The 15,607-nt window shown below is 59.9% G+C and carries 16 protein-coding genes; 5 read left to right on the top strand and 11 right to left on the bottom strand.

Going from position 1 to position 15,607, the window contains the following annotated elements; genetic code table 11:
• Nucleotides 1–252: class I SAM-dependent methyltransferase (locus tag ACZM22_RS05550; RefSeq protein WP_489543369.1), on the bottom strand; the 252-nt coding region annotated here is incomplete at its 3' end.
• Between the two features lie 465 nt (nucleotides 253–717).
• Here ACZM22_RS05550 and ACZM22_RS05545 point away from each other — a divergent pair.
• Nucleotides 718–1,299 carry a hypothetical protein gene (locus ACZM22_RS05545; RefSeq protein ID WP_484423936.1) on the top strand — a complete coding sequence of 194 codons (582 nt, stop codon included), beginning with the start codon at nucleotides 718–720 and terminating at the stop codon, nucleotides 1,297–1,299.
• 206 nt (nucleotides 1,300–1,505) lie between these two features.
• Here the strand turns inward: ACZM22_RS05545 and asnA are convergent, their stop codons facing one another.
• From asnA to ACZM22_RS05530, 3 genes are all read right to left on the bottom strand, one after another.
• Nucleotides 1,506–2,516, bottom strand: a complete 1,011-nt coding sequence (gene asnA, locus ACZM22_RS05540) for an aspartate--ammonia ligase (protein ID WP_489543368.1) — start codon at nucleotides 2,514–2,516, stop codon at nucleotides 1,506–1,508.
• 170 nt (nucleotides 2,517–2,686) lie between these two features.
• Complete coding sequence (locus ACZM22_RS05535) at nucleotides 2,687–3,877, bottom strand: pyridoxal phosphate-dependent aminotransferase (RefSeq protein WP_489543367.1); 1,191 nt, start codon at nucleotides 3,875–3,877, stop codon at nucleotides 2,687–2,689.
• 37 nt (nucleotides 3,878–3,914) lie between these two features.
• Nucleotides 3,915–4,829: a phosphate acyltransferase gene (locus ACZM22_RS05530; protein ID WP_489543366.1), complete on the bottom strand. Its 915-nt coding sequence runs from the start codon at nucleotides 4,827–4,829 to the stop codon at nucleotides 3,915–3,917.
• A 226-nt stretch (nucleotides 4,830–5,055) separates the two neighbouring features.
• Here ACZM22_RS05530 and ACZM22_RS05525 point away from each other — a divergent pair, with 226 nt between their 5' ends.
• Nucleotides 5,056–6,126, top strand: a complete 1,071-nt coding sequence (locus ACZM22_RS05525; RefSeq protein WP_489543365.1) for a YkvI family membrane protein — start codon at nucleotides 5,056–5,058, stop codon at nucleotides 6,124–6,126.
• Between the two features lie 77 nt (nucleotides 6,127–6,203).
• On the opposite strand, the gene ACZM22_RS05520 is transcribed toward ACZM22_RS05525, so the two are convergent.
• Genes ACZM22_RS05520 through gltX form a run of 3 tightly spaced genes read right to left on the bottom strand, consistent with a single transcriptional unit; the run spans nucleotide 6,204 to nucleotide 10,460 of the window.
• Nucleotides 6,204–8,306 (bottom strand): glutamine synthetase III family protein, encoded by a 2,103-nt coding sequence (locus tag ACZM22_RS05520; RefSeq protein WP_489543364.1) that lies wholly within the window; start codon nucleotides 8,304–8,306, stop codon nucleotides 6,204–6,206.
• Between the two features lie 55 nt (nucleotides 8,307–8,361).
• On the bottom strand, nucleotides 8,362–8,979 hold the full coding sequence (locus ACZM22_RS05515; RefSeq protein ID WP_489543363.1) for a stage II sporulation protein M: 618 nt from the start codon (nucleotides 8,977–8,979) through the stop codon (nucleotides 8,362–8,364).
• Nucleotides 8,976–10,460, bottom strand: coding sequence for a glutamate--tRNA ligase (gene gltX / locus ACZM22_RS05510; RefSeq protein WP_489543362.1), 1,485 nt, complete (start codon nucleotides 10,458–10,460; stop codon nucleotides 8,976–8,978). The genes ACZM22_RS05515 and gltX overlap by 4 nt, the downstream gene beginning before the upstream one ends.
• Nucleotides 10,461–10,720: 260 nt before the next feature.
• Here gltX and ACZM22_RS05505 point away from each other — a divergent pair, with 260 nt between their 5' ends.
• The 3 genes from ACZM22_RS05505 (at nucleotide 10,721) to ACZM22_RS05495 (ending at nucleotide 13,049) form a co-directional block, all read left to right on the top strand.
• Nucleotides 10,721–11,413 (top strand): iron-sulfur cluster assembly scaffold protein, encoded by a 693-nt coding sequence (locus ACZM22_RS05505; protein WP_483267676.1) that lies wholly within the window; start codon nucleotides 10,721–10,723, stop codon nucleotides 11,411–11,413.
• An 18-nt stretch (nucleotides 11,414–11,431) separates the two neighbouring features.
• Nucleotides 11,432–12,433 carry a GGGtGRT protein gene (locus ACZM22_RS05500; protein ID WP_483267677.1) on the top strand — a complete coding sequence of 334 codons (1,002 nt, stop codon included), beginning with the start codon at nucleotides 11,432–11,434 and terminating at the stop codon, nucleotides 12,431–12,433.
• Between the two features lie 349 nt (nucleotides 12,434–12,782).
• Entirely contained in the window at nucleotides 12,783–13,049 is a 267-nt protein-coding gene (locus tag ACZM22_RS05495) for a hypothetical protein (RefSeq protein ID WP_489543361.1), read from the top strand.
• A 768-nt stretch (nucleotides 13,050–13,817) separates the two neighbouring features.
• Here the strand turns inward: ACZM22_RS05495 and ACZM22_RS05490 are convergent.
• The 4 genes from ACZM22_RS05490 to ACZM22_RS05475 all read right to left on the bottom strand — a co-directional run bounded on the left by ACZM22_RS05490 (nucleotide 13,818) and on the right by ACZM22_RS05475 (nucleotide 15,458).
• Nucleotides 13,818–14,177, bottom strand: coding sequence for a hypothetical protein (locus ACZM22_RS05490; RefSeq protein ID WP_484436949.1), 360 nt, complete (start codon nucleotides 14,175–14,177; stop codon nucleotides 13,818–13,820).
• Nucleotides 14,170–14,574 carry a hypothetical protein gene (locus ACZM22_RS05485; RefSeq protein ID WP_489543360.1) on the bottom strand — a complete coding sequence of 135 codons (405 nt, stop codon included), beginning with the start codon at nucleotides 14,572–14,574 and terminating at the stop codon, nucleotides 14,170–14,172. Before ACZM22_RS05485 ends, ACZM22_RS05490 begins: the two co-directional genes overlap by 8 nt.
• Before the next feature lie 18 nt (nucleotides 14,575–14,592).
• On the bottom strand, nucleotides 14,593–14,841 hold the full coding sequence (locus tag ACZM22_RS05480) for a hypothetical protein (RefSeq protein ID WP_483267680.1): 249 nt from the start codon (nucleotides 14,839–14,841) through the stop codon (nucleotides 14,593–14,595).
• A gap of 125 nt (nucleotides 14,842–14,966) precedes the next feature.
• Nucleotides 14,967–15,458, bottom strand: a complete 492-nt coding sequence (locus ACZM22_RS05475; protein ID WP_489543359.1) for a hypothetical protein — start codon at nucleotides 15,456–15,458, stop codon at nucleotides 14,967–14,969.
• Nucleotides 15,459–15,607 lie beyond the last annotated feature (149 nt).

Raw genomic sequence — 15,607 nt, 5'->3', positions numbered from 1 at the left:
CTTTGCCGAGCGATTATCCCGCTTTGCCTCAGCGATCATCTCTGCGGAGGCGTCCGTTGCCTCGATGTGCGCCGCCGCGTTTACGATGTGTTTTGCGATCAGCCCCGTGCCGGTGGCCAGCTCCAGCACCGTTTTGGCTTTCACAACCGGTCGAATCATCGCATACATCTCGTCATACGCCGCCCGATCCTTTCGCATAAAGCGGTCGTACCGACCGGCATTTTTGTCCCAGAAGTTCCTGCGTTTTCGCATGTCGACCACTCCTCTCTCCATTAGATGCATCTAACCTATACGCACACGCTTTTCGGTTAGATGCAGCTAACTACCATGGCTTGGAAAAGCCGCATCTCTGCGGCAGCCTTCCCAAAGCCGTTCTTGCATTATTTAGCGGTTGCGGATGATTTACTTAAAAAATCACACTTTCCATTTCCGCTCCAAAGTATAGCACCGCTGATGGTTAGTGTCAACTAACCTCCAAATATTCTTTTCCTCTGCCTTCGGGGAGCGTACAAAACAGCCGCCCTTATTCTCGGTTATAGCATCCCGCGGCGTGGGTGGCCTCGACGTGGTTTTCGTGTTGTTCATCGAGTACCTGCCGTTTCAGGCGGATACCACCCGGGCGTGATGCCTGCGGCGGTGCTTTTTTGCGCACATCGCTTGTCAATCGGCGACGCATGTGCTATGATGAGAAAAAATCGAGAGAGAGGAACTTGGGCCATGGAAACCAGCTTCAAAACGTGTGTATTTGGCGGATTCGATCGGGAGGATGTCATCTCCTACATCCGGAAAACGGCGGAGGAGTCCCAGAAAAAGCTGGAGGCACTGATGGAGGAGACGGAACGCCTCCGCGTCCGGTGTGAAACGGCGGAGAGCGAGCTGTCCGCCCTGCGGGCTCGTTCCGCGGAGCTGGAGCAGCAGCTGGCAGACACGGAGATCCTGCGCGCCGAGGCAGAGCGCCTGCGTACGGAGGAGGAGACGCTGCGCCGCGAGAATGAGACGCTGCGGGGGCCGGCGGCTCAATACCAGTCCCTGAAGGACCACATCGCAGACATCGAGATCAGCGCCCACCGCCGTACCGAGGAGTTCCGCGGCAAGGCCATCGCAGAGCTGATGGAGCTGGTGGACGGCCAGCGCCGGTGGTGTACCCAGCAGGAGGCGGCGTACCGTCAGATGAACGAGGGCATCCTGGCCGAGCTGCGGAAGGCGCAGTGCTGTGTGGAGGAGTGTGACCTGGGGAATTTCCAGCAGTTCCAGGAGTCCCTGCGTCAGCTGGCGGAGACCATCAACGGTGGGGAATGAGCCGCGGCGAGACTTGATCAGGCGGAGAAGGCCATGACGGCAGCACAGGCGCTCCACCAGAAAAAGCGGGGGACGGTGGCGCACCCCGACTTCCGCGTTGAGCTGCGCCGTCAGGCGGACCATCTGATGCTGTGGTAAATTGCACAAGAAAGCCCCGCAGTCCCAAAGGACTGCGGGGCTTTTCATATGGAGGAAACAGGGGATGCTTACAGCAGCATGACGCCGTGTGCGGCACAGCCGTCCACGGTGGCCTTGTCCCACAGGCTGGCTTGCACCTCGCCGATGTGGCAGGTACCGATCATCAGCATGCACAGACGGCTCTGGCCGATACCACCGCCAATGGTCAGGGGCAGCTGGCCGCTGAGCAGCATCTTGTGGAAGGGCAGCTCACGGCGGTCATCACAGCCGCGCTTGTGCAGCTGGTAGTCCATGGATGCTTCGTCCACGCGGATACCCATGGAAGAGATCTCAAAGGCACTGTCCAGCACGGGGTTATACATAATGATATCGCCGTTCAGGGACCAGTCGTCATAGTCGGGAGCGCGGCCGTCATGGGGCTTGCCGCTGCGCTTCAGGTCGTCGCCGATCTGCATCAGGAACACGGTGTGGTGTTCACGGCAGATGGCGTTCTCGCGCTCCTTGGGGGTGTAGTCGGGCCAGCGATCCTCCAGCTCCTGGGTGGTGACGAAGTACACCTCACGATCCAGTACGGTGTGCAGGCTGGGAAACGCGATCTGCAGGGCGTCGTTGGTCTCCGCCACGGCGCCCACAATGGCGCGGACGGTCTGGCGCAGGAACTGCTCGTTGCGGTCCTGCCGCTCGATGACCTTCTCCCAGTCCCACTGATCCACATAGACGGAGTGGAGGTTGTCTACCTCCTCGTCGCGGCGGATGGCGTTCATGTCGGTGAACAGGCCCTTACCGGGCTTGAAATCGTAGCGCTTCAGCGCCAGCCGCTTCCACTTGGCCAGTGAGTGGACCACCTGACCGGTGGCGCCCACATCGGGGATATCAAAGGAAACAGGGCGCTCCACGCCGTTAAGGTTGTCGTTCAGACCGGAATTTTCCTCCACGAACAGGGGAGCGGAGACACGGCGCAGATTCAGCGCCTGCCCCAGGTTCACCTGAAAATTGCTCTTGATGAACTCGATCGCGCGCTGCATCTCATAGGTGGACAGCGGCGTTTTGTAGCCGGCAGGGATCGTCAATTTGCTCATGCGTGAAACACCTCTCTTGAATAAAAAATATGTTGCCATTATAGGCGGCTGTGCCGGAGATTGCAAGTAAAATTTCGGAAAAATATGGGGAATCTCACCGAACAGTTTTGTATAAAAATGTCCCTCAACATCGTTGAGAGACATTTTTATGCGATTTGTCCGCGAGCAGCTTACCGGCACTCCTCCATCATGGCGCGGAAGGCGGGGAGGCTGCGGCGGATCATGTCGTTGGACACGCAGTAGCTCAGGCGGAAGTAGCCGGGGCAGCCGAAGCCGTCAGCGGGCACCACCAGCAGATTGTAGTCCAGCTTGGCCTTCTCGGAGAACGCGTTGGCGTCGCCGTTGGGGGCCTTGACGAACAGGTAGAACGCGCCGTCGGGCTTGGCGCACTCGTAGCCCATCTCCCGCAGGCTATTGTACAGCAGGTTGCGGTTCTCATCGTAGGCCGCCAAGTCGGGGCGCTCACCGGCGCACAGTTGGATGACTTTCTGCATCAGCGTGGGCGGGCAGACGTGACCCATGACACGGGCGGCACCGGAAACAGCGGCGTACACCGCAGCACTGTCGTCGGCAAAGCCCGGGACGTACACATAGCCGATGCGCTCGCCGGGCAGGGACAGGGACTTGGAGTAGGAGTAGCAGACGATGGTATTGCGGTACAGGCAGGGGATAAAGGGCACGGTGACATCGCCGTACACCAGCTCGCGGTAGGGCTCGTCGGCGATAATATAGATGGGGTGGCCATATTCGGCGCTCTTGCGCTCCAGCAAAACGGCCAGACCCCGCAGCGTCTCCTCGGTGTACACCACACCGGAGGGATTGTTGGGGGAATTGATGATGATGGCCTGGGTATGGGACGTGATGCGCTGCTCCACGGCGTCCAGATGGATCTGGAACGCCTGGGTATCGGCGGGTACCACCACCAGCTTGCCGCCGTTGGCAGTGACGAAGGGACGGTACTCGGGGAAAAAAGGAGCCACGGCCATGATCTCGGAATCACTGTCCAGAACGAGAGCCTTGATGATGGAGATCAGGGCCGGCGCCGCGCCGCAGGTGAGGAACAGCTCACTGGCCTTCACATTCAGGTCGAAGCGGTCGGAGAGGTCCTTGGCCACGGCGGCGCGGGCATCCTCGAAGCCGTTGGCCATGGAGTAGCCGTGGAGCTGGATAGAGTCCGTGGTGTCCACAATGGTATGGATGGACTCATTGACCTTTTTGGGGGCAGGGATGCTGGGATTGCCCAGGGAATAGTCAAAGACCTTATCCGCGCCCACCTTGGCGGCCTGCTCCAGACCATAGGCGAACAGCTGACGGATGACAGAAGGGGCGGTGCCCAGCTCATAGAATTGCTGATTGACCATAAGAAAACTCCTTTCAGACGGTAGTGGATACGGGATGTCAGGCCAGGTCCATGCGGGCGGCCAGAACGCTGCCCAGCGCGATGGAGGCCAGCTTGGAGTGGGCGCTGTCGGCGCGGCTCACCAGCACGATGGGCACCTTGGCGCCCAGGATGATGCCGGCATTCTTGGCGCCGCCGAACAGGGTAGCGGCCTTGCCGATGCCGTTTCCTACCTCATAATTGGGCACCAGCAGGATGTCAGCCCTGCCCGCCCCGGGGGCAGTGAAGTGCTTGTGATGGCAGGCTTCCTCACTGACGGCCAGATCCAGTGCCACGGGACCGCAGACATCCATATTGTACTTGGTCCAGCGGTCGGTCATGTGGGCCAGCGCATCGGCATCCACGGTGGACTGCACCTTGGGGTTCACCTGCTCTGCGCCGCAGATGCAGGCGGCATTGATGTGCTCGTAGCCCAGGGCCTGCAGCACCATAGCGGCGTTCTCCAGGATCTCGGCCTTTTTGTCCAGGTCGGGGAAGGTGTTGACACCGCCGTCGGTGAGAAGCACCATCCGGTCCAGCGCGGGGATCTCATAGAGCATGCAGTGGGTGGTGAGGTGGGAGGTGCGCAGGCCGTGCTCCTTATTGAATACGGCCCGCATCAGGTCGGCGGTTCCCAGAATACCCTTCATCAGGAAGTCGGCCCTGCCCTCTGCGCACAGGGCTACGGCCTTGGCAGCGCAGTCGGTATCGCTGTCGCCGGCCACTATCTCATAGGCGGCAGGATCCTCGCCCAGAGCGCTGAGCATGGACGCGATCTCCTCCTTATGGCCCACCAGAATGGGGGTGGCAATGCCCTCGCGGCGGGCATCCACCACGGCTTCGATCACCGGCTGGTCGTGGGCGGCAGCTACGGCGATGACACCGGTCCTGCTGCCGCAGGCGGCGGAAATAATGCCATCAATGGTATGTATCATACATTTTCCTCCTGTGTGGCGCAAATTCTTTGCCTATGTAAAGCAAAAATAGTACAATTTTACGCTTTACGATGGGATGATTATACATCGGCACACCCGCCGCGTCAACAATAAACTGAATGATTCGGCGAAATAAATTTATCATGCCGAGACATTGCAGGGGTTGACGAAATCCGCCGCATCGCATACACTGGATAGACGTGTATTTTTTCATGAGGTGAAAGAGATGAAAGAGATCAAAACGTGGTCGCTGGCCTTTACATATGTAGGATGCTTCCTGGGGGCCGGTTTTATCTCGGGGCAGGAGCTGTGGCAGTTTTTCGGCAGCTTCGGCAACTTGGGCTATGTGGGTTTTCTGCTGGCAGTGGTGCTGTTCTCCGCCATTGGTATCCTGTTCGTGCGGCTGACCCAGATGACCCAGTGCTCCGACATGGATCGCCTGCTGGTACCCTGGAACGTCAAGTGGCTGCGGGCGGCCTCCGGTGCGGTGGGCGCGGTATTCCTGTTTTTTGTGGTGGTGTCCATGTCCGCCGGTGTGGGCGCTATGCTGGCCCAGCTGTTCGATGTGTCGGCGTGGCTGGGCAGCGCCGTGTTTATGGCACTGGTGTTCGCGGTGGCGCTGCTGGGCGTGACGGGAATGGTCAATGCCTTCTCCGCACTGATACCCGTGCTGATCACGGCCACCGTGGCCTTCGCCGTGGGAGCCTACGCCACCTTCGGCACGGAGGGGGTCTTCCAGCTGCGGAACGTGAACAACAACCCGCTGATGCCCAACTGGTTCATCGCAGCGCTGACCTTCGTCTCCTATAATATTCTGGGCGGTATCGGTATCATGTCGCCGGTAGGGCAGTACGTCCGGCGGAAGCGCCACATCTACGGCGGCATCATTCTGGCCGGTGTGATGCTGCTGGCGGTGGCGGGCAGTATTCTCACCAGTCTGGCGTCATACCCCGAGGCGGTGGCGGCGGAGCTGCCCATGGTGGCGCTGGCCAGCCGTCTCAACGGGACGCTGGGCACAGTGTACGGCCTGATGCTGCTGCTGGCCATGTTCTGCAACGCGCTGGCCAGTCTGGTGGGACTCATCGCCTATCTGGAGCAGAAGGCCCGCTTCGTGCGGGAAAAAAAGAAGCCGGTGTTGGTGGGGCTGTGCGTACTGGCGTGGTGTGCCAGTCTGCTGGGCTTTGGTGAGATCATCGCCGTGGTGTATCCGATCTTCGGCTATCTGAGCATCGTGTTCATCGTGTGCATGGTGGTACACTTCGTACAGTGCCGAAAAAAGGAGAAGGCCAGCGCCTGACGGTATATGTGGCAGAAAAAGGGGACGGAGGCGATGCCTCCGTCCCCTTTTTGCAATTGTTGTAAAGTAGATATGCCTTACACACCAAACAGGATGTCGGCATAGGTGGGATAAGGCCACATCTTGGCGTCTACCAGGGATTCCAGCTGGCTGATGAGGTCGCCGGCCTGCCGGACGCGGGTGTTGATCTCCCCGCGGAAGTAGTGGGCGGCCTCGATGCCGCTGTCGGCGGCGGGAGCCTTCTCCAGTGCCTGAGAGAGATCCTGGCAGACATCCAGCAGCTGGTCACTGAGTCCACTGATCCGACGGATCAGATGCTCCTCCAGACGGCAGGTGGAGGCCAGGCCCGCCTCCTGCTTGTGTGCCATGCCCTTGGCCAGGTCGCCGGAGTACCGTGCCGCCACAGGAAGGATGCTGCGCTGCGCCATATTCAGCAGGGTGTTGGCCTCGATGGCAGACACCTTGCAGTAGTTCTCCAGATGGATCTCATAGCGGGCGCGCATCTCCGTCTCCGTCAGGACGGCGTGCTTCGTGAACAGCTCCACGTTCTTCTTGTCGATGTAGGCGGGCATGCAGTCCACGGTGTCGCGGAGGTTAGCAAGGCCGCGGCGGGCAGCCTCAGCCACCCAGGCGTCATCGTAGCCGTTGCCGTTGAAGATGATGCGCTGGTGGGCGGTAAACGTCTCCTGCAGCAGCTCCTGCAGGGCGGACTGGAAGTTCTCGGCCTTCTCCAGCCGATCGGCGAACTGGCTCAATTCCTCAGTCATGATGGTGTTCAGCACCACATTGGGGCTGGCGATGGACTGGGAGGAGCCCAGCATACGGAATTCGAACTTGTTGCCGGTAAAGGCCAGAGGAGAGGTGCGGTTGCGGTCCGTGGTGTCCTGGGGGATGTCGGGCATGGCATCGATGCCAACGCGCAGCTTCTTCTTGGTGATATCCACGTACTCCGTGCCCTGAACGATAGAGTCCAGAATGGCCGTCAGCTCATCACCCAGAAAAATGGAGATGATGGCAGGAGGGGCCTCGTTGCCGCCCAGACGGTGGTCGTTGCCGGGATATGACACGCAGCAGCGCAGCATCTCCTGATACTCGTCCACACCCTTGATAAAAGCCGCCAGGATCAGCAGAAACTGGGCGTTCTGGCTGGGGGTACCGCCGGGCTTCAGCAGGTTCTCACCGGTGTCGGTCTGAAGGGACCAGTTGTCATGCTTACCGGAGCCGTTGACACCGGCGAAGGGCTTTTCGTGGAGCAGGCACACCAGTCCGTGGCGGGCGGCCACCTTCTTCAGCATCTCCATGGTCAACTGGTTCTTGTCGCAGGCAGTGTTGGCATCAGCATAGATGGGAGCCAGCTCATGCTGGGCGGGAGCCACCTCGTTGTGCTCCGTCTTGGCCAGTACACCCAGCTTCCACAGCTCCTGATCCAGCTCCCGCATGAACGCGGCCACGCGGGGCTTGATGGCGCCGTAATAGTGGTCGTCCAGCTCCTGACCCTTGGGAGGCTTGGCGCCGAACAGCGTCCGACCGCACAGCTTCAGGTCCTCGCGGCGCTCGTAGGCGCTCTTGTCGATGAGAAAATACTCCTGCTCGGGGCCCACCTGGGCCGTGACATGCTGGACCTCTGTGTTGCCAAACAGCCGCAGGATGCGGACGCATGCGCGGTCCAGCTCCCGCATGGAGCGCAGCAGGGGGGTCTTCTTATCCAGCGTCTGGCCGCTGTACGAGCAGAAGATGGTGGGGATGTACAGGGTGTCGTCCTTCACGAAGGCGTAGGAAGTGGGGTCCCAGGCCGTGTAGCCTCGGGCCTCAAAGGTGGCCCGCAGGCCGCCGGAGGGGAAGCTGGAGGCATCGGCCTCACCCTTGTTCAGCTCCTTGGCGCTCAGTTCCATCCGCACGCCATCCTTGCCGTCGCGGGTGATGAAACTGTCGTGCTTCTCGGCGGTGAAGCCGGTCATGGGCTGAAACCAGTGGGTGTAGTGGGTGGCGCCCTTTTCAATGGCCCAGTCCTTCATCGCGCCGGCGATCTCGCCGGCTACGGAACGATCCAACGCCGTTCCCTGTGCCAGTGATTGCTGCCATGCACGGTACACATCGGCGGGGAGACGCTGCTGCATCTGCTGTTCTCCGAACACCATTTCGCCGAACAGGGCGGGAACATTGATCTTTTTCTCACACATCTGGATCGTTCCTTTCAAAGAGAAGTTGAATATTTAGAATGGCAAAAGCCGGTCTTTACAGAAAAAACTGCATCACAGCGGGCGTCACATACGCTTCCACCGCAGCTGCCGCCGCCAGCAGCGGCAGCACCGTCAGCGCCAGCACGCGGACGATATTTTTCAGCGTGGGAGCCATTATGCCCCTGGTGTTTTTGCGGACATACTGGTTGATGCGGCTGCACAGGTAGATGCCGCAGGCCAGACTGATGACCAGCGCCGGCAGTTCAAAGATGCCGTGGGGCAGGATGCCCCCCAGATAGGCCAGTATAGAGATGCCGTTGTTGAGGAAGTATGCGGCGAATAAGCCCAGCAGCAGGGCATTGACGCCCAGCGACAGGGCGGGCAGATAGATGAACGGGATAAATCCGTACAGTACGCTGAGCACCATGGCCCGTAGGTTGTTCCAGAGCAGCGCCGGCACACTGATGCTGCCGCTCTCACTGACCACACCGGCATCGGCCATCTGCTGGCTGAACAGCGTCAGCACCTGCGCAGGCACGGCAGGAAAGATCAATCCCGCCGCGAAGGCCAGCACGATCAGTGCGGCAAAAGCACCGCCTGTGATGAGCAGGGAATGGCGGAAGTCCTGACTGCGGAAGAAATCCCGCAGCTGACGGAACTGGGAGGCAATCATGCCAGCTTCTCCAGACCGGCGCGGAGACGGCGCAGCGTCTCGTCGCGGCCCAGGATGCGGCAGATCTCCACAGCGCCGCCCGGGGTCACCAGCTTGCCGGCGGCGGCGATGCGCACCGGCCACATCAGCGTGGCGTTCTTGACACCCAGTGTCTCCGCCAGTGCTACCAGCCCGTCGTGGATGGTCTCGTCCGTCCACTGAGGCAGCGCCTCCAGCATGGGAATGGCGGCCTCCAGCATAGTCTTGCAGACCTCGGGGTTCGTTTTGGATTTCTTATTGGTGAAGAACTCTACGCCGTAGTCGGGGCAGGTGTCGAAGAAATCCACCTTCTCGGGGATCTCCGTCAGCTTCTCGCAGCGGGCCTGAAGCAGTCCCGCGATGGCGGCCACATCGAAGTTACCCTTCACCGTCTGGCGGATGTAGGGCTCCGCCACCTTGGCAAACGCCTCGGGGGCCATGCTCCGCAGATACACGGCGTTGAAGTGATCCAGCTTGGCACGGTCAAAGATGGCAGGGGACTTGGAGATGCCGGTGATGTCGAAGGCATTCACCAACTCCGGCAGGGTAAAGATCTCCTGTTCTGCCAGCTCGCCCTTGGGGGACCATCCCAGCAGGGCCACATAGTTCAGGATGGCCTCGGTGAGATAGCCCTCCGCCTTCAGATCCTCATAGGATGGATCGCCATGGCGCTTGGACATCTTATTCTGGGCGTCCCGCATCACGGGAGAGCAGTGGACATAGGTGGGCACGTCCCAGCCGAAGGCATGGTACAGCAGGTCGTACTTGGGGGCGGAGGAGAGATACTCGCTGCCCCGCACCACATGGGTGATGCCCATCAGATGGTCGTCGATGACGTTGGCGAAATTGTAGGTAGGCAGGCCGTCCCGCTTCAGCAGCACCTGATCGTCCAGCGTGCTGTTCTCCACGGTGATGTCTCCGAAGATGGCATCGTGGAACGTGGTGGTGCCCGTCTGGGGGATCTTCTGCCGGATGACGTAGGGCTCACCGGCCTCCACGCGGCGCAGGGCGTCCTCCAGCGGCAGATCGCGGCAGGGATCGGCGGCGCGGTCAAACTCGCCGCTGTCCTCCTCGGAGGCGCACTTTTCGCAGAAGCAGTAGTATGCGCCGCCTTTTTCCGCCAGCAATTGGGCATACCTGCCGTAGGTGTCCCGCCGCTGGGACTGGATGTAGGGTGCCACCGGGCCGCCTACATCGGGGCCCTCGTCATGGTCCAGGCCGCACTCGGCCATGGTGCGGTAGATGACATCCACCGCGCCCTCCACCAGACGGCCCTGGTCCGTGTCCTCAATACGGAGGATAAACGTGCCGCCGTGGCTGCGGGCGATGAGCCAGGTATACAGCGCCGTGCGCAGGTTGCCCACGTGCATATAGCCGGTGGGCGAGGGGGCGAAACGGGTGCGGACCTTGCCGCGGGGGATGCGGGCCTCCATCTCGTCGAAATAGGTCATATCCATGCTCATCGGGACATCCTCCTCTGAATCTCATAAAATACCCGTTTATTATATTTCAAATAAGGGAAAAGTCAAGGAGAACGGGGGCTGTTCTGTTGCAGAACGCGAGATTTTGTGATAAAATGCCCTTGTCCGGTGAAAAGCGGCGTTCCATCTGGTAATTACACCAAATGTTTGGAATGTTTCTTGCTTTTTCTGCCGCGCTCTGTTATAATGCCATCGGTCATTTCACTGATGGTAACTATATATGAGAAAGGAAGATCGCTGCTATGATCTATACGACTGAAGTTCAGCATATGTGTCCCGTGGCCAAGGGCGCTTATCACGGACCGGCGCCCATTCCTGAGGAGGGCAAGTGGGTGCAGGCCAAGGAGATCTCCGACATCTCCGGTTTTACCCACGGTGTGGGCTGGTGCGCCCCGCAGCAGGGCGCCTGCAAGCTGACGCTGAACGTGAAGAACGGCGTCATCGAGGAAGCGCTGGTGGAGACCATCGGCTGCTCCGGCATGACCCACTCCGCCGCCATGGCCTCCGAGATCCTGATCGGCAAGACCATTCTGGAGGCACTGAACACCGACCTGGTGTGCGATGCCATCAACACTGCCATGCGTGAGCTGTTCCTGCAGATCGTGTACGGCCGTACTCAGTCCGCCTTCTCCGAGGACGGTCTGGCCGTGGGTGCGTCTCTGGAGGACCTGGGCAAGGGCCTGCGTTCCCAGGTGGGCACCATGTTCGCCACCAGAGACAAGGGACCCCGCTATCTGGAGATGGCCGAGGGCTACTGCAGCCGTCTGGCCCTGAACAAGGACGATGAGATCGTGGGCTACGAGTTCATCAGCCTGGGCAAGATGATGGATTTCATCAAGAAGGGCGACGATGCCAACGAGGCACTGAAGAAGGCCACCGGCCACTATGGCCAGTGGGACAACGCGGCGAAGTATATCGACCCGCGTCAGGAATAAGAAGGGAGGACGACAACAATGGCTCTGTTTGAAAGTTACGAGAGAAGGATCGACAAGATCAACGGCGTCCTGGCCCAGTACGGCATCGGCTCCGTGGAGGAATGCCGTGAGATCTGCAAGGCAAAGGGCTTCGACCCCTATGAGATCGTGAAGGGCATCCAGCCCATCTGCTTTGAGAACGCCTGCTGGGCGTATACTGTGGGCGCAGCCATCGCCATCAAGTCCGGTGTCAAGACTGCCGCTGAGGCCGCCAAGATGATCGGCGTGGGCCTCCAGTCCTTCTGCATCGACGGCTCTGTGGCTGAGGACCGCAAGGTGGGTCTGGGTCACGGCAACCTGGGCGCTATGCTGCTCAGCGATGATTCCAAGTGCTTCGCGTTCCTGGCCGGCCACGAGTCCTTTGCCGCCGCCGAGGGCGCCATCGGCATCGTGAAGAACGCCAATAAGGCCCGTAAGGAGCCTCTGCGCGTGATCCTGAACGGCCTGGGCAAGGATGCCGCCCAGATCATCAGCCGCATCAACGGCTTCACCTATGTGCAGACCCAGTTCGATTATTATACCAGCGAGCTGAAGATCGTCCGGGAGATCCGCTACTCCGAGACGGAGCGCGCCGATGTCCGCTGCTACGGCGCGGATGACGTCCGCGAGGGCGTGGCCATCATGCACCATGAGGGCGTGGATGTGTCCATCACCGGCAACTCCACCAACCCCACCCGCTTCCAGCACCCCGTGGCAGGCACCTACAAGAAGGAATGCATCGAGCAGGGGAAGAAGTACTTCTCCGTGGCCTCCGGCGGCGGCACGGGCCGCACGCTGCATCCCGACAACATGGCCGCCGGCCCCGCCAGCTACGGCATGACCGACACTATGGGCCGTATGCACTCTGACGCGCAGTTCGCCGGCTCCAGCTCCGTCCCCGCACACGTGGAGATGATGGGCTTCCTGGGCATGGGCAACAACCCCATGGTGGGCGCCACCGTCGCTGTCGCTGTGGCGGTAGAGGAAGCTGTAAAAGCCTGATATACCAACGGTTACTGGATTTTTTGAAGTCGGCGGATGAAGCGCTGACGCAGTAAAAATCCGGTCAAAAAAGTGGTCTTGTCCACGTTTTGTCCACATTTTTCCGAGATGTGGACAAAAGAGCGAGAAAAGAGAGCATCGCCGTAAGGCGGTGCTCTCTTTGAAGTAAGATGATCGTTGAAACGGATACGCCGTCTCCTACAGGAGGGCTGCTCGAACCCAGCATAGTCTACAGAGACAACGTATCCATTTCTGGTTCTGTGTAACACGGGACGTACAGACTGTCAATGCGCGGGCTGGTAAGAGGTCTGGCCATACAAATTCAAGATCACAGCGGAGGAGTATGCAAATGGAAGTGGAGAACTGGCTGCCGAGCGTGTGCGGCACCTGCGAGAAGGCGAATAGGGGCGCGAAGACCTGCGCGGTATATCCGGACGGTATCCCGTGGGAGTACCGGAGGAAGGTCAAGGGGCGGCCGGACGAGAGGGATACAACGCCGGACTGTCCGGAGTATCAGCAGACAACCAATCCGCAGCGCTGGATGACGCCGGAATGGCGGCAGATCATGCAGGACCTGGAGCGGGAAGTGGAGCGGGACCGAGAACGCGGGAAGTAAACGACGGGCAAAAAAGAAGAAGGTAGTCAGCAAAACTCCCTTCTCTGCGGAAACGCATTCGGGAGTAACCTCGCCAAAACCTTCTGAAAGTAATATACCAATCTCCGCCTCAAATGTCAATAAGGAGCCTCCCACCACCGCCGCAGGTCGCCTGGCCACAAGCGATATACAGGGAAACTCCTCACTTGGCAGTATAGCTGCTCTCGTCGCAGATGTCAAGGGAAGTCCTCTGCCGGCGGCGATGGACACCTGAGCACGACAGGGCCAATTTCCGCCGGCAGGGAACATTCCGCTACGAGTGTAGCACGGGACACGCCCAAAATCAATAAAAAAGACGCACCTCCCAAATTGACGGCTCTTCCGGAATATCCGGCGCTCTGCGGGGAGATGCATCTATGGGGAGAGTATATGCCAGCAAGGTATATCTGTCAATAGAAAAAGCATTCCCAGAAGTTGAGGGCTCTTGTGCTGAGACCAGCAGCGGCCCGCGGGGGAATACTTTTATCAGGTATATTATACAAATACCTCCGCCAAATGTCAACAAAAAAACCGTTTTACACGCAAACACCCCCCGGCCTTACGGCCGAGGGGCGTTTTTATGGGCGTATATGCGTCAGCACTTGCCGAAGAAACCGCACAGCAGCTTCAGCAGGGAAGCGCAGTCGAAATTGCAGAACATAATGCTGTACCTCCTATGTATATTTCCCTTGCAAGGACAACGTCATTGTAACCGATTTGTAACTCTTTTGCAAATGTAATATCTGCCAGCTACAAGATCAGCAGCAGGCCGATGGCGATGAGCAGCTCCTCGTCCGCCTCCTGCCGGAAGAGAAAGAACAGCAGGATCAGCAGGAGGATGTCTCCCGCATCAAGATCCGAAAGGTGCAGCTTCTCCAGCAGGCCGTTGAGCAGCCCCCGCTCCGGCGCAGGCGGCGGAGGACGGCGGGGCGGCTCATCAGGCGGAGCCTCTTGCACGGGCGGTGCTTCCTGCGGCCTGGGAGGCGGGGGAGCAGCCGGATGCTGCGGCGGCTGAGGTGAACGCTGCGACTCCGGCGGCGGCAGCGGCGCGTCCTCCGCGCTGATGCGGGTGTAGGTGCCGCCGTCGCCGCGGATGTAGCGGTTATACATGGCCGTCCCCCCAATCCATTAGAAATTTTTTACCCAGATGGATAAGCCGCGCCAGCCGTGCGGCCCGCTCCACCTTGTCCTGCTTGCTCTCCTTGAGAAAGGGGCGCAGGGCGTACAGCAGCTGCATGGTCTGGCTGCTGGAGCGGCTGTACTCCTGCAGGAGCGGCAGAAAACGGGCCACCACCTGAGGGTCGATACCGCCCGGCAGGGAGGGGGCGGGCGCCTGGGGGGCGGTCTGCGTGGTCGGTGCGGCGGGTGGAGCCGCAGCAGTTGGAGGAGACGGCGAAGCGCTGCCGCCGCCCATGGTGGCTGAGAGCTGCTGAGCCATCTGCATGATCTGGGCCATGCTGTTGGGGTCCGACAGCAGCGCGTTCAGTTTTTCATCCAGCTCCGCCATGCCGCGGACCTCCTCTCATCATCGCTGCAGGGATTCTTCCAGATGCTGTACCAGCGCCGCACCCTCCGGTGTGGCCATCACACGCTGGAGCATGGCGGACAGCGCCGACATGTCACCGGCGGCGGCCTGCTGTGCAGCGCGGCCCAGCGCCGCGGTATCACCGCCGGACAGCATTCCCAGCAGAGCGCGGCCATCCGCCGACTGCATCACAGAACGCAGCGCGGCGGGGTCATTTTTTAATTTCTTCACCATGTCCTGTTCATTCACGAAAAAACCTCCTCCACAGATGAGCCTTACAGAGACATTGTATGTGGCGGCAAATGAAAACGTGCCTGTCGGCTTTACCGGCAGGCACGTCTTTTGCAGAAGCGAATTGTATGCAATGTGTACGTTTAATCGTAAATGGTATTCAAGTGGTCGAAAATTGCCCGCAGACCGTCCATATCCTTCTCGTCCAGCCAGTAGAGGAACACGCCGCTGATGGCCACGCGGCCATCGTCCAGGATCTGGACGGCGGAGAGCGCGTCACCGTCCGACGGCTGCACGCCGATGAGATAGACGGTGCCGCCGCCCAGCAGGCCGCTGCCGAATTCCGTGGTGCTGAACCGCGGATCGCGGAAGCGTGCGGCCTTCAGCCAATCACAGACCTCCTGCACCAGCTCCGCTTCGCGGTTCGGCGTCAGGGTGTAGTCCTGGACGAAAACCTCTCCCGTTTCCCCGCCAGGTGTTGTCTTGGCCAGCGTGATGTCTTGGATACCGGCAGTGCTGTTTGGCAGGTGCAGCACCGCCGCGGCGCGGCGGGGGAGCAGGCTGAACAGGGCCGCGCCGGTCAATATCAGCACCGCCAGGACCAGCCACAAAAGGCGCTTTTTCTTTTTGCTCATAGGCATCTCCTTTCCGTATCCGTGTGGGTGCTGCCGGTAACAGCATACCACACGGATGGGGAAAAGTCCAGCGCCCCCGTATCTGCATACAAGTCCATATATACAGAATATCTTGCATAAACCGGTTGTAAAATGCGGGAAAGTATGAT

This window comes from Vescimonas sp., assembly GCF_057856985.1.
The sequence above is the reverse complement of the archived record's forward strand: the minus strand, read 5'-3'. Positions and strand labels throughout refer to the sequence as shown.

Excerpts from the sequence above, each read along its gene's own strand:
- ACZM22_RS05475 (WP_489543359.1), bottom strand. The coding sequence starts at position 15,458 with ATGAGCAAAAAGAAAAAGCGCCTTTTGTGGCTGGTCCTGGCGGTGCTG.
- ACZM22_RS05530 (WP_489543366.1), bottom strand. The coding sequence starts at position 4,829 with ATGATACATACCATTGATGGCATTATTTCCGCCGCCTGCGGCAGCAGG.
- ACZM22_RS05505 (WP_483267676.1), top strand. The coding sequence starts at position 10,721 with ATGATCTATACGACTGAAGTTCAGCATATGTGTCCCGTGGCCAAGGGC.
- ACZM22_RS05525 (WP_489543365.1), top strand. The coding sequence starts at position 5,056 with ATGAAAGAGATCAAAACGTGGTCGCTGGCCTTTACATATGTAGGATGC.
- ACZM22_RS05490 (WP_484436949.1), bottom strand. The coding sequence starts at position 14,177 with ATGTATAACCGCTACATCCGCGGCGACGGCGGCACCTACACCCGCATC.
- ACZM22_RS05485 (WP_489543360.1), bottom strand. The coding sequence starts at position 14,574 with ATGGCGGAGCTGGATGAAAAACTGAACGCGCTGCTGTCGGACCCCAAC.
- ACZM22_RS05545 (WP_484423936.1), top strand. The coding sequence starts at position 718 with ATGGAAACCAGCTTCAAAACGTGTGTATTTGGCGGATTCGATCGGGAG.
- ACZM22_RS05500 (WP_483267677.1), top strand. The coding sequence starts at position 11,432 with ATGGCTCTGTTTGAAAGTTACGAGAGAAGGATCGACAAGATCAACGGC.
- ACZM22_RS05495 (WP_489543361.1), top strand. The coding sequence starts at position 12,783 with ATGGAAGTGGAGAACTGGCTGCCGAGCGTGTGCGGCACCTGCGAGAAG.
- gltX (WP_489543362.1), bottom strand. The coding sequence starts at position 10,460 with ATGAGCATGGATATGACCTATTTCGACGAGATGGAGGCCCGCATCCCC.
- asnA (WP_489543368.1), bottom strand. The coding sequence starts at position 2,516 with ATGAGCAAATTGACGATCCCTGCCGGCTACAAAACGCCGCTGTCCACC.
- ACZM22_RS05515 (WP_489543363.1), bottom strand. The coding sequence starts at position 8,979 with ATGATTGCCTCCCAGTTCCGTCAGCTGCGGGATTTCTTCCGCAGTCAG.
- ACZM22_RS05535 (WP_489543367.1), bottom strand. The coding sequence starts at position 3,877 with ATGGTCAATCAGCAATTCTATGAGCTGGGCACCGCCCCTTCTGTCATC.
- ACZM22_RS05520 (WP_489543364.1), bottom strand. The coding sequence starts at position 8,306 with ATGTGTGAGAAAAAGATCAATGTTCCCGCCCTGTTCGGCGAAATGGTG.